This window comes from [Clostridium] symbiosum (assembly GCA_036419695.1).
Lineage (GTDB): Bacteria > Bacillota > Clostridia > Lachnospirales > Lachnospiraceae > Otoolea > Otoolea symbiosa_A.
Genome location: CP143946.1, coordinates 1 through 14,504 on the forward strand (window position 1 = coordinate 1; position 14,504 = coordinate 14,504).

A 14,504-nucleotide genomic window follows, 5' to 3' on the forward strand; every position below is an offset into this window, starting at 1 on the left:
ATGTTAGAAAAAATCAAGGAAAAATGGGATCAGATTCTCCTGCACATAAAAGAGGAGCACGAGCTGACCGACGTTTCATTTAAAACATGGCTGCTTCCGACGGAACCATATGCTGTCAAAGGTAATACTCTTCAGATCCTGGTGCCGGACATCCATTTTCTCGGTTATATCAAGAAAAAATATGGATTTTTGCTTCAGATTACCATCGAAGAGCTGACAGAAATTGAATGTGAATTAGAATTTGTAACAGCGGAACAGGTTGGAGCACAGGATGAGGCGGACAGGAATCAGTTGATCAACCGCCCTCTGGAAGTAAACCACCAGGTCATTCAGAACGCCAACTTAAATCCACGCTATACATTTGACAGCTTCGTCGTAGGCGCCAACAACAATCTGGCGCATGCGGCTTCTTTAGCTGTAGCAGAATCTCCAGGTGAAATTTATAACCCGCTTTTTATTTACGGAGGGGTTGGTCTTGGTAAAACCCACCTTATGCATTCCATCGGCCATTTTATTCTGAAGAATAACCCCAAGGCCAAGGTTTTATATGTGACGAGTGAGAAGTTTACCAACGAACTGATCGATGCCATCCGTAACAAAAACAACATTTCCACCACGGAATTCAGGGAAAAGTACAGAAATAACGATATTCTTCTGATCGATGATATCCAGTTTATCATTGGTAAAGAGAGTACCCAGGAAGAATTCTTCCACACCTTCAACTCCCTCTACGAAGCGAAAAAACAGATTATTATTTCATCGGATAAACCTCCGAAGGAAATTGAGACTCTGGAAGAGCGCCTCCGTTCCCGTTTTGAATGGGGTCTGACGGTGGACATACAGTCTCCTGACTATGAAACACGAATGGCAATACTGCGAAAAAAAGAAGAACTCGAAGGATATAACATTGACAACGAGGTAATTAAATACATCGCTACCAATGTCAAATCCAATATCCGGGAGCTTGAAGGGGCGCTCACCAAAATCGTCGCCCTCTCAAAGCTTAACAAACGTGAGATTACAATTGAACTGGCCGAAGAAGCGCTCAAAGATCTGATTTCACCGAATGAGTTGAAAGAAGTGACTCCGGAACTGATCATCCAGGTGGTTGCAGATCATTTCGGCATCACCCCGCTTGACATCTCTTCCCAGAAGAGAAATAAAGAAGTCGTATTTCCACGGCAGATCGTTATGTACTTATGCCGCAGCATGACGGAGACCCCTCTTCAGGCTATCGGCAAATATTTAGGAGGCAGGGATCACACCACCATTATCCACGGTTATGAGAAGATCGGGAACGACATGGAAAAGAACGAAAGTCTCCGCAACACCATCGAGATCCTGAAAAAGAAAATCAATCCACAATAGGCTGTGGATATACCGATGGATAACTTGTGGATAAATGATCGGGACTTCAGGTCCATTTTCAGGCTGTGGATAAGTATTAAGTTATCCTTCCTGAAAACCGGAGTTTTACACAATGGTTTAAACAGGGACAAACCTTTTACTTTAAGGCCTGTCCGGGCTTTTACACAAATCCACACCCCCTACTACGAATGCTACGGAATTTATATATAATTATCCTTAACCATCACAATCAATCTTAGCAAAGGAGTTATCAACAATTATGAAGCTTTCATTTAATAAAGACAGTTTAATGAACGGCATCAACATCGTTCTTAAGGCAGTATCTTCCAAAACAACCATGCCAATTTTAGAGTGCATCCTGATCGATGCCACTTCCAATGAGATAAAACTGACCGGTAATGATATGGAGCTGGGAATCGAGACAAAGGTGGAAGGAATGATCCTGGAGAGAGGCAAGATTGCCCTCGATGCAAAACTGCTCTCCGATATCATCAGAAAACTTTCAGGCCAGGATTCCACAATTACCATTGAATCAGACGAAAAATTCAATACGGTCATCACCTGTGAGAAGTCCGTATTCAAAATCCAGGGAAAAGACGGAGAGGAATTTTCCTACATTCCTCATATAGAAAGAGACAATTATATCTGCCTCTCCCAGTTTACATTGAAAGAAGTAATACGCCAGACCATTTTCTCCACCTCACCGAACGACAGTAACAAGATGATGACAGGAGAACTGATCGAAGTAAAAGACAACGTATTAAAGGTGGTTTCACTCGACGGACACCGTATGTCAATCAGAAAAGTTTCATTAAAAGATCAGTATCATGATATAAAAGTCATCGTTCCTGGCAAGACTCTCAGTGAGATCAGCAAGATTTTAAACGGAGACAATGAATCGGAAGTACTTATTTTCTTCACCACAAATCATATTATGTTTGAATTTGACGATACCGTAGTGGTTTCCCGTCTGATCGAAGGCGAATATTTCAGGATCAACCAGATGCTGTCCAGTGATTATGAGACAAAAGTCACGGTAAACAGAAGAGAATTCCTGGATTCCATTGAGCGCGCCAGCATTTTGATCCGTGAAAACGATAAAAAACCAATTATCATCAATATAACGGACGATGGAATGGAACTGAAGCTGAATTCCACTTTCGGTACGATGAATGCAGAGATCAATATCACAAAATTCGGTAAAGATCTGATGATCGGCTTCAATCCGAAGTTTTTGAGCGACGCACTTCGTATTATTGATGACGAGGAAGTTACTCTTTATATGATGAATCCCAAGTCGCCGTGCTTTATCAAGGATGAGGAAGAGAACTATATCTATCTGATTCTCCCTGTAAACTTCAATGCGGCAGCAATCTGATAAAGGAAATAAAAATGGAAACGATCAAATTAAGAGATGAATACATTAAACTGGGCCAGGCGCTGAAAGCGGCCGGCCTGGTGGAGAATGGCGTCGATGCAAAATTTGCCGTTCAGGACGGTCTCGTGAAGGTAAATGGTCAGACCGAGTGCCAGAGAGGAAAAAAACTGTATGATGGAGATGAAGTGACCTTTGAAGGCACAACGATCAAAATCATAAAATGATGAAAAGCATGTTTTTATAAACTTTTCATATTTATCATAAAGGACTGCTTTCATGGTTATTGAATCGCTGGAACTGAAGAATTACCGTAATTACAAAGAACTACATATCAATTTTGATCCAGGTACGAATGTGCTTTACGGAGACAACGCCCAGGGAAAGACCAACATCCTGGAATCCGTCTACGTATGCGCCACAACAAAATCGCACCGGGGGAGCAAGGACAGGGAGATCATAGAATTCGGGGAGGAAGAATCCCATATCAAAATGAACATCAGAAAGGACGATGTTCCTTACCGGATTGATATGCACCTCAAGAAGAATAAGACAAAGGGAGTTGCAATCAACGGCATTGCAATCCATAAAGCAAGTGAGCTTTTTGGTGTTGTCAATGTGGTGTTTTTTTCACCCGAAGATTTAAACCTCATTAAAAACGGCCCGGCGGAACGACGCCGGTTTGTTGATCTGGAATTGTGCCAGCTCAACAGGCTCTATGTCCATTCTCTTGTTCAATATAATAAAATTATTCTGCAGAGGAACAAGCTTTTAAAGGAAGTCGCTTTCCGGCCGGAATATGAGGAGATGCTGGATATATATGATATGCAGTTAGTTTCCTACGGCCGTGAACTGATCCACTACAGAAGGGATTTCATCGATCAGCTCAATGATATTATCAGGGATATCCATTACAATCTCTCCGGCAGGAAAGAGGAGCTGGTGATCCGGTATGAGCCCAACGTAGATTCGGACGATCTGGAAAAAGCGCTTAAGAAAAACCGGGCGCAGGATATGAAACAACGAATGACGCTGACCGGCCCGCACAGGGACGACATCAGTTTTTATGTAAACAATATCGATATCAGAAGGTTCGGTTCCCAGGGCCAGCAGAGAACGGCAGCGCTTTCACTGAAGCTGGCTGAGATAGAGCTGGTGAAGAAGATCGTGAAAGATTATCCGATACTTTTGCTGGACGATGTACTTTCTGAACTGGATTCGGGAAGGCAGGAACATCTTCTTGCCGGGATCAGCCATATACAGACCGTTATAACATGCACGGGCCTGGATGATTTTATAAGCCATTGTTTTCAAATAGATAAAACCTTTAAAGTGGTAAATGGAACTGTTAACTGTGAGTAAAGTTAAGGAGGAACTTATGGGTTCAGAATATAGTGCAGATCAAATACAAATATTGGAAGGGTTGGAGGCGGTCCGTAAACGTCCCGGTATGTATATTGGAAGTACTTCCATGAGGGGCCTCCATCACCTTGTGTATGAGATTGTGGATAATGCGGTAGATGAAGCTCTGGCCGGCTACTGTGATAAGATCGAAGTACAGATTAATGAGGATAATTCTATCACGGTAATAGACGACGGCCGAGGAATTCCGGTCGATATTCAGAAAAAAGCAGGTCTTCCTGCCGTGGAAGTAGTTTTCACCATCCTTCATGCCGGCGGCAAATTCGGCGGCGGGGGATATAAAGTATCCGGTGGTCTGCACGGTGTAGGCGCTTCCGTCGTTAACGCTCTTTCCGAGTGGCTGGAAGTTGAAATTTACAAAGAAGGAAAAGTATATAAACAGAGATACGAGAGAGGAAAAGTAATGTATCCGGTTCGTGTAGAAGGAGAATGTGATCCGGGACTGCACGGAACAAAAGTTACCTTCCTTCCTGATAAGGATATCTTTGAAGAGACGGTATATGATTACGATACGCTCAAGATCAGACTCAGGGAGACGGCTTTCCTTACAAAGAATTTAATGATCGTTCTCCGTGACGACAGAGATAATAAGAAGGAAAAAACCTTCCATTATGAGGGCGGTATCAAGGAGTTTGTAACCTACTTAAACAAGAGCAATGAAAAGCTCTATGAGCCGGTTATTTACTGTGAGGGAACCAAGGAAAAGGTGTACGTGGAAGTAGCCGTACAGCATAATGATTCCTATACGGAGAATATCTATACATTTGTTAATAACATCAATACGCCGGAAGGCGGAACTCATCTGACCGGTTTTAAGAATGCCCTTACAAAGACATTCAATGACTATGCCAGAAAGAATAAACTGCTTAAGGATAATGAGCCTGCCCTCAGCGGCGAGGATATCCGTGAGGGAATCACCGCAATCATCAGCGTCAAGATTGAAGATCCCCAGTTTGAAGGACAGACCAAACAGAAGCTGGGAAACAGCGAGGCCAGGACAGCCGTGGATGCGGTGGTAAGCGAACAGCTCACCTATTTCCTGGAACAGAATCCGTCTGTAGCCAAGATTATCTGTGAAAAATCAATCCTTGCAAAGAGAGCCAGGGATGCGGCAAGAAAAGCCAGGGAGATGACGAGAAGAAAGTCCGTCCTGGACGGCATGGCTCTTCCTGGAAAACTGGCCGACTGTTCCGACAAGAACCCTGAAAACTGCGAGATTTACATCGTAGAGGGAGATTCCGCCGGCGGCTCTGCAAAAGAGGCAAGAAATAAGTCAAACCAGGCCATCCTTCCCCTGAGAGGAAAGATCCTGAATGTAGAGAAAGCAAGACTTGACAGGATTTACGGCAATGCCGAGATACGTGCGATGATCACGGCATTCGGTACGGGAATCCATGAAGATTTCGATATCATGAAGCTGAGATATAATAAGATTATTATCATGACCGATGCCGATGTGGACGGCGCCCATATCAGCACCCTGCTTCTCACCTTCCTCTACCGTTTTATGCCCGAACTGATCCGGCAGGGACATGTATATCTGGCTCAGCCGCCGCTGTTTAAAGTGGAGAAAAATAAACGCGTATGGTATGCATACAGTGACGATGAGCTGGATGCCATCCTGAGAGAAATCGGCCGCGACACCAACAACAAGATTCAGCGTTATAAAGGACTTGGTGAAATGGATGCGGAGCAGCTCTGGGAGACGACAATGGATCCGGAGAGAAGAATTCTTCTGCGTGTTATGATCGACAATGAGACATCTTCAGAAGTGGATCTGACATTTGCTACACTGATGGGAGATCAGGTGGAGCCGAGACGTGAATTTATCGAGGCCAACGCCAAATATGTCCAGAACCTGGATATCTGATAACCAGCCGGATGTGATAAATGCAGCAAATAGCAGCCAGGATGTAACAATTCAGCCAGTTTTGGACTGTTATGCCAGGATTGAGAGGAGAAAGAATGGAACCTAATGTATTTGATAAAGTTCATGATATAGATCTTAAAAAAACCATGGAAAAATCCTATATCGATTATGCGATGAGTGTAATCGCGGCCAGGGCCCTTCCCGATGTAAGAGACGGTTTGAAACCGGTACAGCGAAGAGTTCTCTTTTCCATGATAGAGTTAAATAACGGACCGGATAAGCCTCACCGTAAATGTGCCCGTATCGTCGGTGATACGATGGGTAAATACCATCCGCACGGTGACAGCTCGATCTATGGTTCTCTCGTTAATATGGCACAGAAATGGTCTACCAGATATCCGCTTGTAGACGGTCACGGAAACTTTGGTTCCGTGGACGGTGACGGAGCTGCAGCCATGCGATATACAGAGGCCAGACTCAGCAAGATCTCGATGGAGATGCTGGCCGATATCAATAAAGATACGGTCGATTTTGCACCGAACTTTGATGAGACGGAGAGAGAACCGGTTGTACTGCCGTCACGTTATCCGAACCTTCTGGTAAACGGAACATCGGGTATTGCCGTAGGTATGGCAACCAACATTCCGCCGCACAACCTGAAAGAGGTAATCGGCGGCGTTGTAAAAATTATCGACAACAGGATTGAGGAAGGAAGGGAAACCTCCCTGGAAGAAATCCTTGAGATTGTAAAGGGACCCGACTTCCCGACAGGAGCCACCATTCTCGGCAGAGCCGGAATCGAGGAGGCATACAGGACGGGAAGAGGCAAAATCCGCGTGCGCGCCGTATATGACATAGAGGCGATGGCCAACGGCAAGAACCGCATTATTGTAACAGAGCTTCCATACATGGTGAATAAGGCTCGTCTGATCGAAAAGATTGCCGAACTTGTAAAGGATAAAAAGATCGACGGAATCACGGATCTAAGAGATGAATCCAACCGTGAGGGCATGAGAATCTGTATCGAACTGCGCCGTGACGTCAATGCCAACGTCCTGATCAACAGGCTGTTAAAACATACCCAGCTTCAGGATACCTTCGGCGTTATCATGCTGGCCCTTGTGAACAACGAGCCGAGAATCCTCAACTTAAAACAGATGCTGGAATACTACCTCGAACATCAGGAAGAAGTAGTAACCAGAAGGACAAAATACGATTTAAATAAAGCGGAAGAGCGTGCCCATATCTTGGAAGGTCTTTTAAAGGCCCTGGATCACATTGATGAGGTAATTAAGATCATCCGCAGTTCTTCCAACGTGGCCGAGGCCAAAAACCAGTTAATGGAGCGCTTTGAACTCAGCGACGTCCAGGCTCAGGCTATCGTGGATATGCGTCTGAGGGCTCTGACAGGTCTGGAAAGAGAAAAGCTGGAGAATGAGTACCGTGAACTGATGGCTAAGATTGGTGAATTAAAAGCAATTCTCGCCGACGAAAAGAAACTTCTCGGCGTTATCAGGGAAGAAATCCTTGTGATTTCCGACAAGTACGGTGACGAGAGAAGAACGGCAATCGGATACGACGAGTATGATATGTCGGCCGAAGATTTAATCCCGGACGACGACGTGGTGGTCGCCATGACAAACTTTGGCTATATTAAGCGTATGTCCAGCGACAACTTCAAGAGCCAGAACCGCGGCGGCAAGGGAATTAAAGGAATGCAGACCATTGATGAGGATTACATCGAAGATCTGATTATGACCACCAATCACCATTATGTGATGTTCTTTACCAACACCGGCCGTGTATACCGTCTGAAAGCATATGAGATACCGGAGGCAGGAAGAACTGCAAGGGGAACGGCGATTGTAAACCTCCTTCAGCTTATGCCTGGCGAGAAGATCACCTCGATCATAGCAATGAAAGAGTTTGAGGATGACAAGTACCTGTTTATGGCTACCAGAAACGGTATGGTAAAGAAAACTTCCCTGAAGGAATATGAGAATGTAAGGAAGAACGGTCTTCAGGCAATTGTCCTGCGCGAGAATGACGAATTGATCGAAGTAAAGAAAACCGATAATACAGAAGATATCTTCCTGGTTACAAAGAAGGGAATGTGTATCCGATTCCATGAGACCGACGTAAGAGTAACGGGCCGTGTTTCAATGGGTGTAATCGGCATGAAGTTCGAAGAGGGCGATGAAGTAATCGGCATGCAGATGTCCAGCCAGGGCGAATGTCTGCTGGTAGCATCCGAATATGGATACGGCAAGAGAACGCCGATCGAAGAGTTTAACTGCCAGAACAGGGGCGGAAAAGGTGTAAGATGTTATAAGATTATAGATAAAACCGGAGATTTGATCGGAGCCAAACTGGTCGACAGTACCAGGGAGATCATGCTGATCACCAACGAAGGAATTATTATAAAAATGGCCGTAAACGATATTTCCATCATCGGTAGAAATACCTCGGGAGTAAAACTAATGAGTATTGATCCCGACTCGGGAATCGCCGTTGCCAGCATTGCAAAAGTCCGTGAAAGTGAAAACAGCCAGGACGAAGATGAACTGACAGATAATGCGGATGGCGATGAAGATATGGAAATTGAAGAAGCAGGCGAACAAAATTCCGAGGAAATAACGGAAGAGTAAAAAGAGAGTTGCCGCAGGATACTTAAAATATCCTGCGGTTTTTCTTGAGCGGAAATGAAAAGGTTAACATCCCGATAATGCATGCCGTCCCTCATCTGTGATATTACATCCCGAGGAATTTTGATCGATCAATCCCTTGTGTTCCAGTTCCTTTAAGATATTTCGAATTTTACCGGTACCAAGCTCAAATCCGTCTTCGGCCAGGAGGGCCTGAAGTCTGTTGCGCCCCGTGCTCCGGCTGCCGCACTCACCCAGTTTGCTGAGTATTTTGTATTCCTGCTCGCTCAAAAATATGCGGTTTGTCGATTCAGGTAAAGTATGTAAAATTCTTATTGGTCGCTACAATGATACGCACATCGATCGGAATTTCCTCCACACCGCCTACCCGTCTGATACACTTGCTTTCCAGTGTAAGTAGCAGTTTCACCTGAAATTCCAGGGAGGCGTCCCCTATCTCATCGATAAAAACAGTTCCCTTATCGGCCAGTTCAAAAATTCCCGGCCTTCCGCCTTTCTTTGCTCCTGTGAAGGAGGTATCCTCATAGCCAAACAGTTCACTTTCGATCAAAGATTGTGAGAGAGCGGTAATATTGACCGGAATAAAAGGATAATTTATTCTTGCTGAACCGTTAACCCCTTCGCCTTAGCAACCAGATTCTCCATCCTCCTGGTCACTCCGTCGGTGCCGCAGCCAACCACGGTTGTCACCCCGGCCTCAATCATAGTAGAGAGAGAAAGCTCAGGCGTCCTGGTCCTGTATCCCCCTTCACCCCCACCTCCCAGGATATGAACATGATTATCAATAAACCCGGTCAGAAGCACACAACCCTTCCCATCGATCACCTCCACCGGCAGACAATCCTCCATATCAATCCTCTCCCGGATACAACAAATCTTCCCTCCGGCAACAAACACATCCCTCACACCCAGAAAATCCGGACTATAAACCTTCGCATTTCGAATCAAAAGCACAGTATCCAATACCTCCTTCCACAAAAACGGCCTCAAGACCTTCCACAAGTTACCAATGCCATATATAAGCATTTTCCATGCCAAATTTTAAAATGGGAAAAAGAAAATAGAAAAAATCAATAAAACCATTGAAAATACGAGAAAAAATAAAAAGCAGAAGATGAAACTATAAAAAAATAGAGTGGTGTAATGACCGACTTGTTATTATATGTAGGCAAATTTTAACCATACATGGCTGAAAACAACCAATTCAGTATTGGAAATTTCATCGAAAAGTCAGCAAAAAGGGATAATAAAAAAGTAGTGGCTGCCACAATACCACCCTCATTGAATTATCAGGACAATCAGCGGATTCTTGCAGGGCAACGGAATGGCGACAACCTACGCGTCATCAGTCCCGATTAAAGACTTCCCGGGGAAGGAGGGAGAAAACTTTTCCGCAGGGAACATTGGAGTCCATCGGCACTTACCGAGGTATTATACGAGGTTAGTGACCGTTATGCACTCCACCAGCGGGAGCGGTTCCCGGAGGAAATTTTTTCTGCCCGGATTCCCCCTCACGATACCCCTCCCCGGGACTGATGACTCATAACCTACCCACCCCATCCCGTTTCCTCAAGAACGCGTCCTCCTAATTCAACTTTAAAAACTCCCTTACCGTCCTCGTCATATACCGGTTCCTCTTATAATAAAAATTCACATCCCTCGTAGCATCCCGGTTATCCAGCTTATAATAGACCAGATTATCATTCTCATAAATATGGCTGAGCAGTATATCTCCGGTAAAAGAAATCCCCATCCCGTAAGAAGAAAGATTATAAGCCGTAATCTGCTGATCCAGCTTCAGCTTTATTTTTGGTGTAAACCGGCTGTTATGACAAATCTTATCCGCCCGGATTCTGGTATCGTTGCCGGATTTCAAAAAAAGAAAGGGTTCATCTCTGAAAAAATCGAGCGGCACAACAGGAAAATCAGGTTCCAGATGGCGGCCATTTTTTATATCCTTCAGATCCATCCTGTAATCTTTTGCTTTTTCATTGGAGAAAAAGGCCTTGGGAACCGTCAAAATCAGATGTTCCTCACAGAAAAATACCTTTTCATAAATAGAAGAATCCATACAATTATTATCAATAATCAAATCCAGGCTTCCTGAAAAAAGCTTTTCCGTCAATTCACTTGTGCTGGCTTCCACCAGATTAACATCTACAAACGGATATTTTTCCGTAAACCCGGAAAGAAGCGGGGGGAGTATGTAGGAGGCAAAGAGATTTGTTCCTCCAATGGAGATCGATCCGCTTTTCAACTCATTGATGTCATTGACAAAATTATTAAAACCGTTTTCCACGTCCATGATAACCTCAATGGCCTTGATATATTCCTTTCCAAACTCCGTGAGCTGAATCGGCGTTGTGCTTCGATCAAAGATGGGAAATCCAAGACGCGTCTCCACTTTTTTAACTGCCGCGCTTAAAGACGGCTGAGAAATATACAAATTTTTTGCAGCTTTCGAAAAATTCATTTCTTTATATACTTCATAAACATAATCCATTCCCTGAAACATATTTAACCTCCATACTTTTCAACTATATCCTTTTTATCTCTATACTATAGATAAATATCTATAGTAAATATATTACTATAAGTATTAGCTTCTATTGTAGGGTAAATCTATAATGAAATCAAGCCGGTAAGGTGTCAACTTACATAAACAGAGTGAAAAAAGAGGAGGATTACCAGAAATGGAAGAGAAGAGGGAGTACAGGATTGAGCATGATTCAATAGGGACAAAAGAGGTTCCGGCGGATGCTTATTACGGAGTGCAGACACTGCGCGCCTATGAGAATTTTTACATAACGGGGTTAAAAATGCAGCCTGAACTGATTAACAGCGTTGCCCAGATTAAAAAAGCGGCGGCCATCACCAACTATGAAGTGGGTGAACTTGATAAAAAACGTACGGATGCCATTGTAAAAGCCTGTGACGAGATTATAGCCGGAAAACTCCACGATCAGTTTATCGTAGATCCGATCCAGGGAGGAGCCGGTACATCCCTTAACATGAATGCCAATGAGGTAATCGCAAACCGTGCCATAGAAATACTGGGAGGCAAAAAAGGTGACTATTCCATTGTAAATCCCAATGACCATGTGAACTTCGGCCAGTCAACAAACGATGTATTCCCCTCCTGCGGAAAAATGGCAGCACTCAAGCTGTTGGATAATGCCCATGAACAGCTTATCCGCCTGGACCAGGCTCTGACAAAGAAAGCGTATGAATTTGACCATGTAATAAAAATGGGAAGAACACAGCTTCAGGATGCGGTTCCGATCCGCCTGGGCCAGGAATTCCATGCATACAGCACGGCAATCAAACGCGATATCAAACGGTTTGAGGCGGCAAAAGAAGAAATCAAGTGTTTAAATCTGGGCGGAACGGCAATCGGAACAGGACTGAATGCAGATGTGCAGTATTTCCAGAGGGTGGTAAAAAATACCTCAACACTGTCGGGCCAGGATCTGGTGCAGTCTTACGATTTGATTGATGCCACACAAAATCTGGACAGTTATGCATCCGTTTCCGGAATCGTAAAGACCTGTGCCGTAAACCTGTCCAAAATATCCAACGACTTAAGGCTGATGTCTTCAGGCCCCAGAACCGGATTTGGAGAGATAAACCTTCCGGCTAAACAGAACGGTTCCTCCATTATGCCGGGAAAAATTAATCCGGTTATTCCCGAGGTTATGAACCAGGTCGCATTCAACATCATAGGAAACGACATGACCATCACCATGGCAGCCGAAGCGGGCCAGTTGGAACTCAATGCCTTTGAACCGATTATCTTCTACAACCTGTTCCAGTCCATCGAGACACTCACATGTGCGATAAAGACACTTGTGGACAACTGCATTACCGGAATAACGGCCAATGAGGAACACTGCAAAAACATGGTAAACAACAGCATTGGAATTGTAACGGCAATCTGCCCCTATGTAGGATATGAGAAAGCTGCCGATATCGCGAAAGAGGCGCTGAAAACCAATAAGTCGGTGAGAGAACTGATCCTGGAAAAAAATCTTCTGGATGAAAAGCAGCTTAATACGGTGCTCAACCCATATACCATGACGGAGCCGGGAATTTTGGGAAAAGAGATGGTGAGGTAAGTTGAGATGCGAGGACGCCTCTGTAAGATGGCGGACGGGGGAGTGGGAGGGTGGATATGAGTCTTCAGTCCCGGTTTGTAGGTTGTGGTGAGGGGGAATCTTTTCTCCTTCCTTCCCCGGGCAGGTTGTCGATGGGACTGAAGACTCAGCGAAGGTTGTCGCCCCGTCCGTCATCTGCAGGGCTGATTGTCTCTTTCGTCAAGTTAGAGGAAGGTATGGTCGCGGCCACAATATAGTCGTGTTCCTTTCATAGTCCAGCGGTATTTTAGATTTAATTATTATATAATTGGATATTTTGTGACATTTGAATAAAAGTAGTGGCAGTGACAATACCGTTCCCAATTAAAGGAATAGAACAGATCAGCGGCCGCAGGCCGGGGTTGGGATGGCGAAAACCTTCGCGTCTTCAGTCACGGTTCATAACCTATCTGTGGGGAAGAAGGGAGGAAATGATTCCGGAGGGAACCTGGGAGTTCATCGGCACTTAGACGGCGTATTTTGACGTCTTAGTACCGTTATGTACTCCAAAGAGCGCAAGCGTTTCCCACAGGAACATTTTCTGCCCGGATTCCCCACCCGCGACTAAACTCAAGCCGGGACTGAAGACTCATACTCCCCCCTCTCACCATCCCGCCCCCCACCATTGCAGCAATGATCCCGGCCGCTCAGTTAGAGCAGTATTATATTCTGCCGTCGGCCCTGGGCAAAAATGCCGCCGTTACGGTAGCGGAGGCCGTAGCCGGGGAGGCAGTCAAAAAAGGGATTGCCAGAACCACGAAAATCCAGTATGATTAAGACAAATACAGGTCGAAAAAACGAATGGAAGAGGCATTTTTTATGAAAACGGTAAATGTTCAGGAAATAACGAGAAATATAAAGGAAATGTGTATCGAAGCCAATCATTTTCTATCCGCTGATATGAAAAAGGTATTCGAAGCTGCCGTCCAGGAGGAAAAGTCCCCTCTCGGACAGCAGATACTCGATCAGCTGAAGGAGAATCTGGAGATCGCAGGTTCGGATATGATACCAATCTGCCAGGACACCGGCATGGCTGTCGTATTTATCAAAGTAGGACAGGAAGTTCATCTGGAGGGAGGCTCTCTCACCGATGCAATCAATGAAGGCGTGAGACAGGGATATACGGAGGGATTTTTAAGAAAATCCGTTGTAAAAGATCCGATATTCCGTGAAAATACAAAGGACAACACGCCCGCCATTATCCATTATGAGATAGTGGAAGGAGATCAGGTTGACATCACCGTCGCGCCAAAGGGATTTGGAAGCGAGAACATGAGCCGGGTATTTATGCTGAAACCGGCCGACGGAATCGAAGGCGTAAAGGAATCCATCCTGACCGCCGTCCGTGATGCAGGCCCGAATGCCTGTCCCCCTATGGTCGTGGGAGTTGGAATCGGAGGAACCTTTGAAAAGTGTGCACTGATGGCCAAACACGCCCTTACCAGGAACCTGGAAGAAGAGTCACCTGTTGAATACGTGAGGGAACTTGAAAAAGAGATGCTGGAAAAGATTAATAAGCTGGGAATCGGGCCGGGAGGCCTGGGAGGCAGCACGACCGCGCTGGCCGTAAACATAGAGACCTATCCAACCCATATTGCCGGTCTTCCCATGGCCGTTAATATCTGCTGTCACGTAAACCGTCATGCTCACAGAGTACTTTAATCGGGGTT

The 14,504-nt window shown here is 45.0% G+C and carries 14 protein-coding genes; 10 read left to right on the top strand and 4 right to left on the bottom strand.

Annotated features, from left to right (window positions below; all coding sequences use genetic code 11):
- The 6 genes from dnaA to gyrA all read left to right on the top strand — a co-directional run bounded on the left by dnaA (position 1) and on the right by gyrA (position 8,683).
- Positions 1 to 1,368 (top strand): chromosomal replication initiator protein DnaA, encoded by a 1,368-nt coding sequence (dnaA, locus tag V3C10_00005; GenBank protein WVP62257.1) that lies wholly within the window; start codon positions 1 to 3, stop codon positions 1,366 to 1,368.
- A 259-nt stretch (positions 1,369 to 1,627) separates the two neighbouring features.
- Positions 1,628 to 2,746, top strand: a complete 1,119-nt coding sequence (gene dnaN / locus V3C10_00010) for a DNA polymerase III subunit beta (GenBank protein WVP62258.1) — start codon at positions 1,628 to 1,630, stop codon at positions 2,744 to 2,746.
- A gap of 14 nt (positions 2,747 to 2,760) precedes the next feature.
- Positions 2,761 to 2,970, top strand: coding sequence for an RNA-binding S4 domain-containing protein (locus V3C10_00015; protein WVP62259.1), 210 nt, complete (start codon positions 2,761 to 2,763; stop codon positions 2,968 to 2,970).
- 52 nt (positions 2,971 to 3,022) lie between these two features.
- Positions 3,023 to 4,105, top strand: coding sequence for a DNA replication/repair protein RecF (recF, locus tag V3C10_00020; GenBank protein ID WVP62260.1), 1,083 nt, complete (start codon positions 3,023 to 3,025; stop codon positions 4,103 to 4,105).
- Positions 4,106 to 4,121: 16 nt separating this feature from the next.
- Positions 4,122 to 6,035 carry a DNA topoisomerase (ATP-hydrolyzing) subunit B gene (gyrB, locus tag V3C10_00025; GenBank protein WVP62261.1) on the top strand — a complete coding sequence of 638 codons (1,914 nt, stop codon included), beginning with the start codon at positions 4,122 to 4,124 and terminating at the stop codon, positions 6,033 to 6,035.
- Positions 6,036 to 6,130: 95 nt separating this feature from the next.
- The gene (gene gyrA, locus V3C10_00030) at positions 6,131 to 8,683 is read left to right on the top strand and encodes a DNA gyrase subunit A (GenBank protein WVP62262.1); all 2,553 of its coding nucleotides are present in this window, start codon (positions 6,131 to 6,133) and stop codon (positions 8,681 to 8,683) included.
- Positions 8,684 to 8,746: 63 nt separating this feature from the next.
- Here the strand turns inward: gyrA and V3C10_00035 are convergent, their stop codons facing one another.
- The 4 genes from V3C10_00035 to V3C10_00050 all read right to left on the bottom strand — a co-directional run bounded on the left by V3C10_00035 (position 8,747) and on the right by V3C10_00050 (position 11,216).
- The gene (locus V3C10_00035) at positions 8,747 to 8,971 is read right to left on the bottom strand and encodes a winged-helix domain-containing protein (protein WVP62263.1); all 225 of its coding nucleotides are present in this window, start codon (positions 8,969 to 8,971) and stop codon (positions 8,747 to 8,749) included.
- Between the two features lie 19 nt (positions 8,972 to 8,990).
- Positions 8,991 to 9,251: a sigma 54-interacting transcriptional regulator gene (locus V3C10_00040; GenBank protein WVP62264.1), complete on the bottom strand. Its 261-nt coding sequence runs from the start codon at positions 9,249 to 9,251 to the stop codon at positions 8,991 to 8,993.
- A 44-nt stretch (positions 9,252 to 9,295) separates the two neighbouring features.
- Positions 9,296 to 9,655 (bottom strand): amidohydrolase family protein, encoded by a 360-nt coding sequence (locus V3C10_00045; GenBank protein ID WVP62265.1) that lies wholly within the window; start codon positions 9,653 to 9,655, stop codon positions 9,296 to 9,298.
- Between the two features lie 631 nt (positions 9,656 to 10,286).
- Complete coding sequence (locus V3C10_00050; protein ID WVP62266.1) at positions 10,287 to 11,216, bottom strand: LysR family transcriptional regulator; 930 nt, start codon at positions 11,214 to 11,216, stop codon at positions 10,287 to 10,289.
- A gap of 178 nt (positions 11,217 to 11,394) precedes the next feature.
- Between V3C10_00050 and V3C10_00055 the strand changes: the two genes are divergently transcribed.
- The 4 genes from V3C10_00055 to V3C10_00070 all read left to right on the top strand — a co-directional run bounded on the left by V3C10_00055 (position 11,395) and on the right by V3C10_00070 (position 14,496).
- Entirely contained in the window at positions 11,395 to 12,816 is a 1,422-nt protein-coding gene (locus tag V3C10_00055) for an aspartate ammonia-lyase (GenBank protein WVP62267.1), read from the top strand.
- A 56-nt stretch (positions 12,817 to 12,872) separates the two neighbouring features.
- Positions 12,873 to 13,052, top strand: coding sequence for a hypothetical protein (locus V3C10_00060; GenBank protein WVP62268.1), 180 nt, complete (start codon positions 12,873 to 12,875; stop codon positions 13,050 to 13,052).
- Positions 13,053 to 13,467: 415 nt separating this feature from the next.
- Entirely contained in the window at positions 13,468 to 13,611 is a 144-nt protein-coding gene (locus V3C10_00065; GenBank protein WVP62269.1) for a hypothetical protein, read from the top strand.
- A gap of 42 nt (positions 13,612 to 13,653) precedes the next feature.
- On the top strand, positions 13,654 to 14,496 hold the full coding sequence (locus tag V3C10_00070) for a fumarate hydratase (protein WVP62270.1): 843 nt from the start codon (positions 13,654 to 13,656) through the stop codon (positions 14,494 to 14,496).
- The last annotated feature ends 8 nt before the right edge of the window (positions 14,497 to 14,504 follow it).

Excerpts from the sequence above, each read along its gene's own strand:
- recF (WVP62260.1), top strand. The coding sequence starts at position 3,023 with ATGGTTATTGAATCGCTGGAACTGAAGAATTACCGTAATTACAAAGAA.
- V3C10_00065 (WVP62269.1), top strand. The coding sequence starts at position 13,468 with ATGATCCCGGCCGCTCAGTTAGAGCAGTATTATATTCTGCCGTCGGCC.
- V3C10_00015 (WVP62259.1), top strand. The coding sequence starts at position 2,761 with ATGGAAACGATCAAATTAAGAGATGAATACATTAAACTGGGCCAGGCG.
- dnaA (WVP62257.1), top strand. The coding sequence starts at position 1 with ATGTTAGAAAAAATCAAGGAAAAATGGGATCAGATTCTCCTGCACATA.
- V3C10_00050 (WVP62266.1), bottom strand. The coding sequence starts at position 11,216 with ATGTTTCAGGGAATGGATTATGTTTATGAAGTATATAAAGAAATGAAT.
- gyrB (WVP62261.1), top strand. The coding sequence starts at position 4,122 with ATGGGTTCAGAATATAGTGCAGATCAAATACAAATATTGGAAGGGTTG.
- V3C10_00060 (WVP62268.1), top strand. The coding sequence starts at position 12,873 with ATGAGTCTTCAGTCCCGGTTTGTAGGTTGTGGTGAGGGGGAATCTTTT.
- V3C10_00055 (WVP62267.1), top strand. The coding sequence starts at position 11,395 with ATGGAAGAGAAGAGGGAGTACAGGATTGAGCATGATTCAATAGGGACA.
- dnaN (WVP62258.1), top strand. The coding sequence starts at position 1,628 with ATGAAGCTTTCATTTAATAAAGACAGTTTAATGAACGGCATCAACATC.
- gyrA (WVP62262.1), top strand. The coding sequence starts at position 6,131 with ATGGAACCTAATGTATTTGATAAAGTTCATGATATAGATCTTAAAAAA.
- V3C10_00070 (WVP62270.1), top strand. The coding sequence starts at position 13,654 with ATGAAAACGGTAAATGTTCAGGAAATAACGAGAAATATAAAGGAAATG.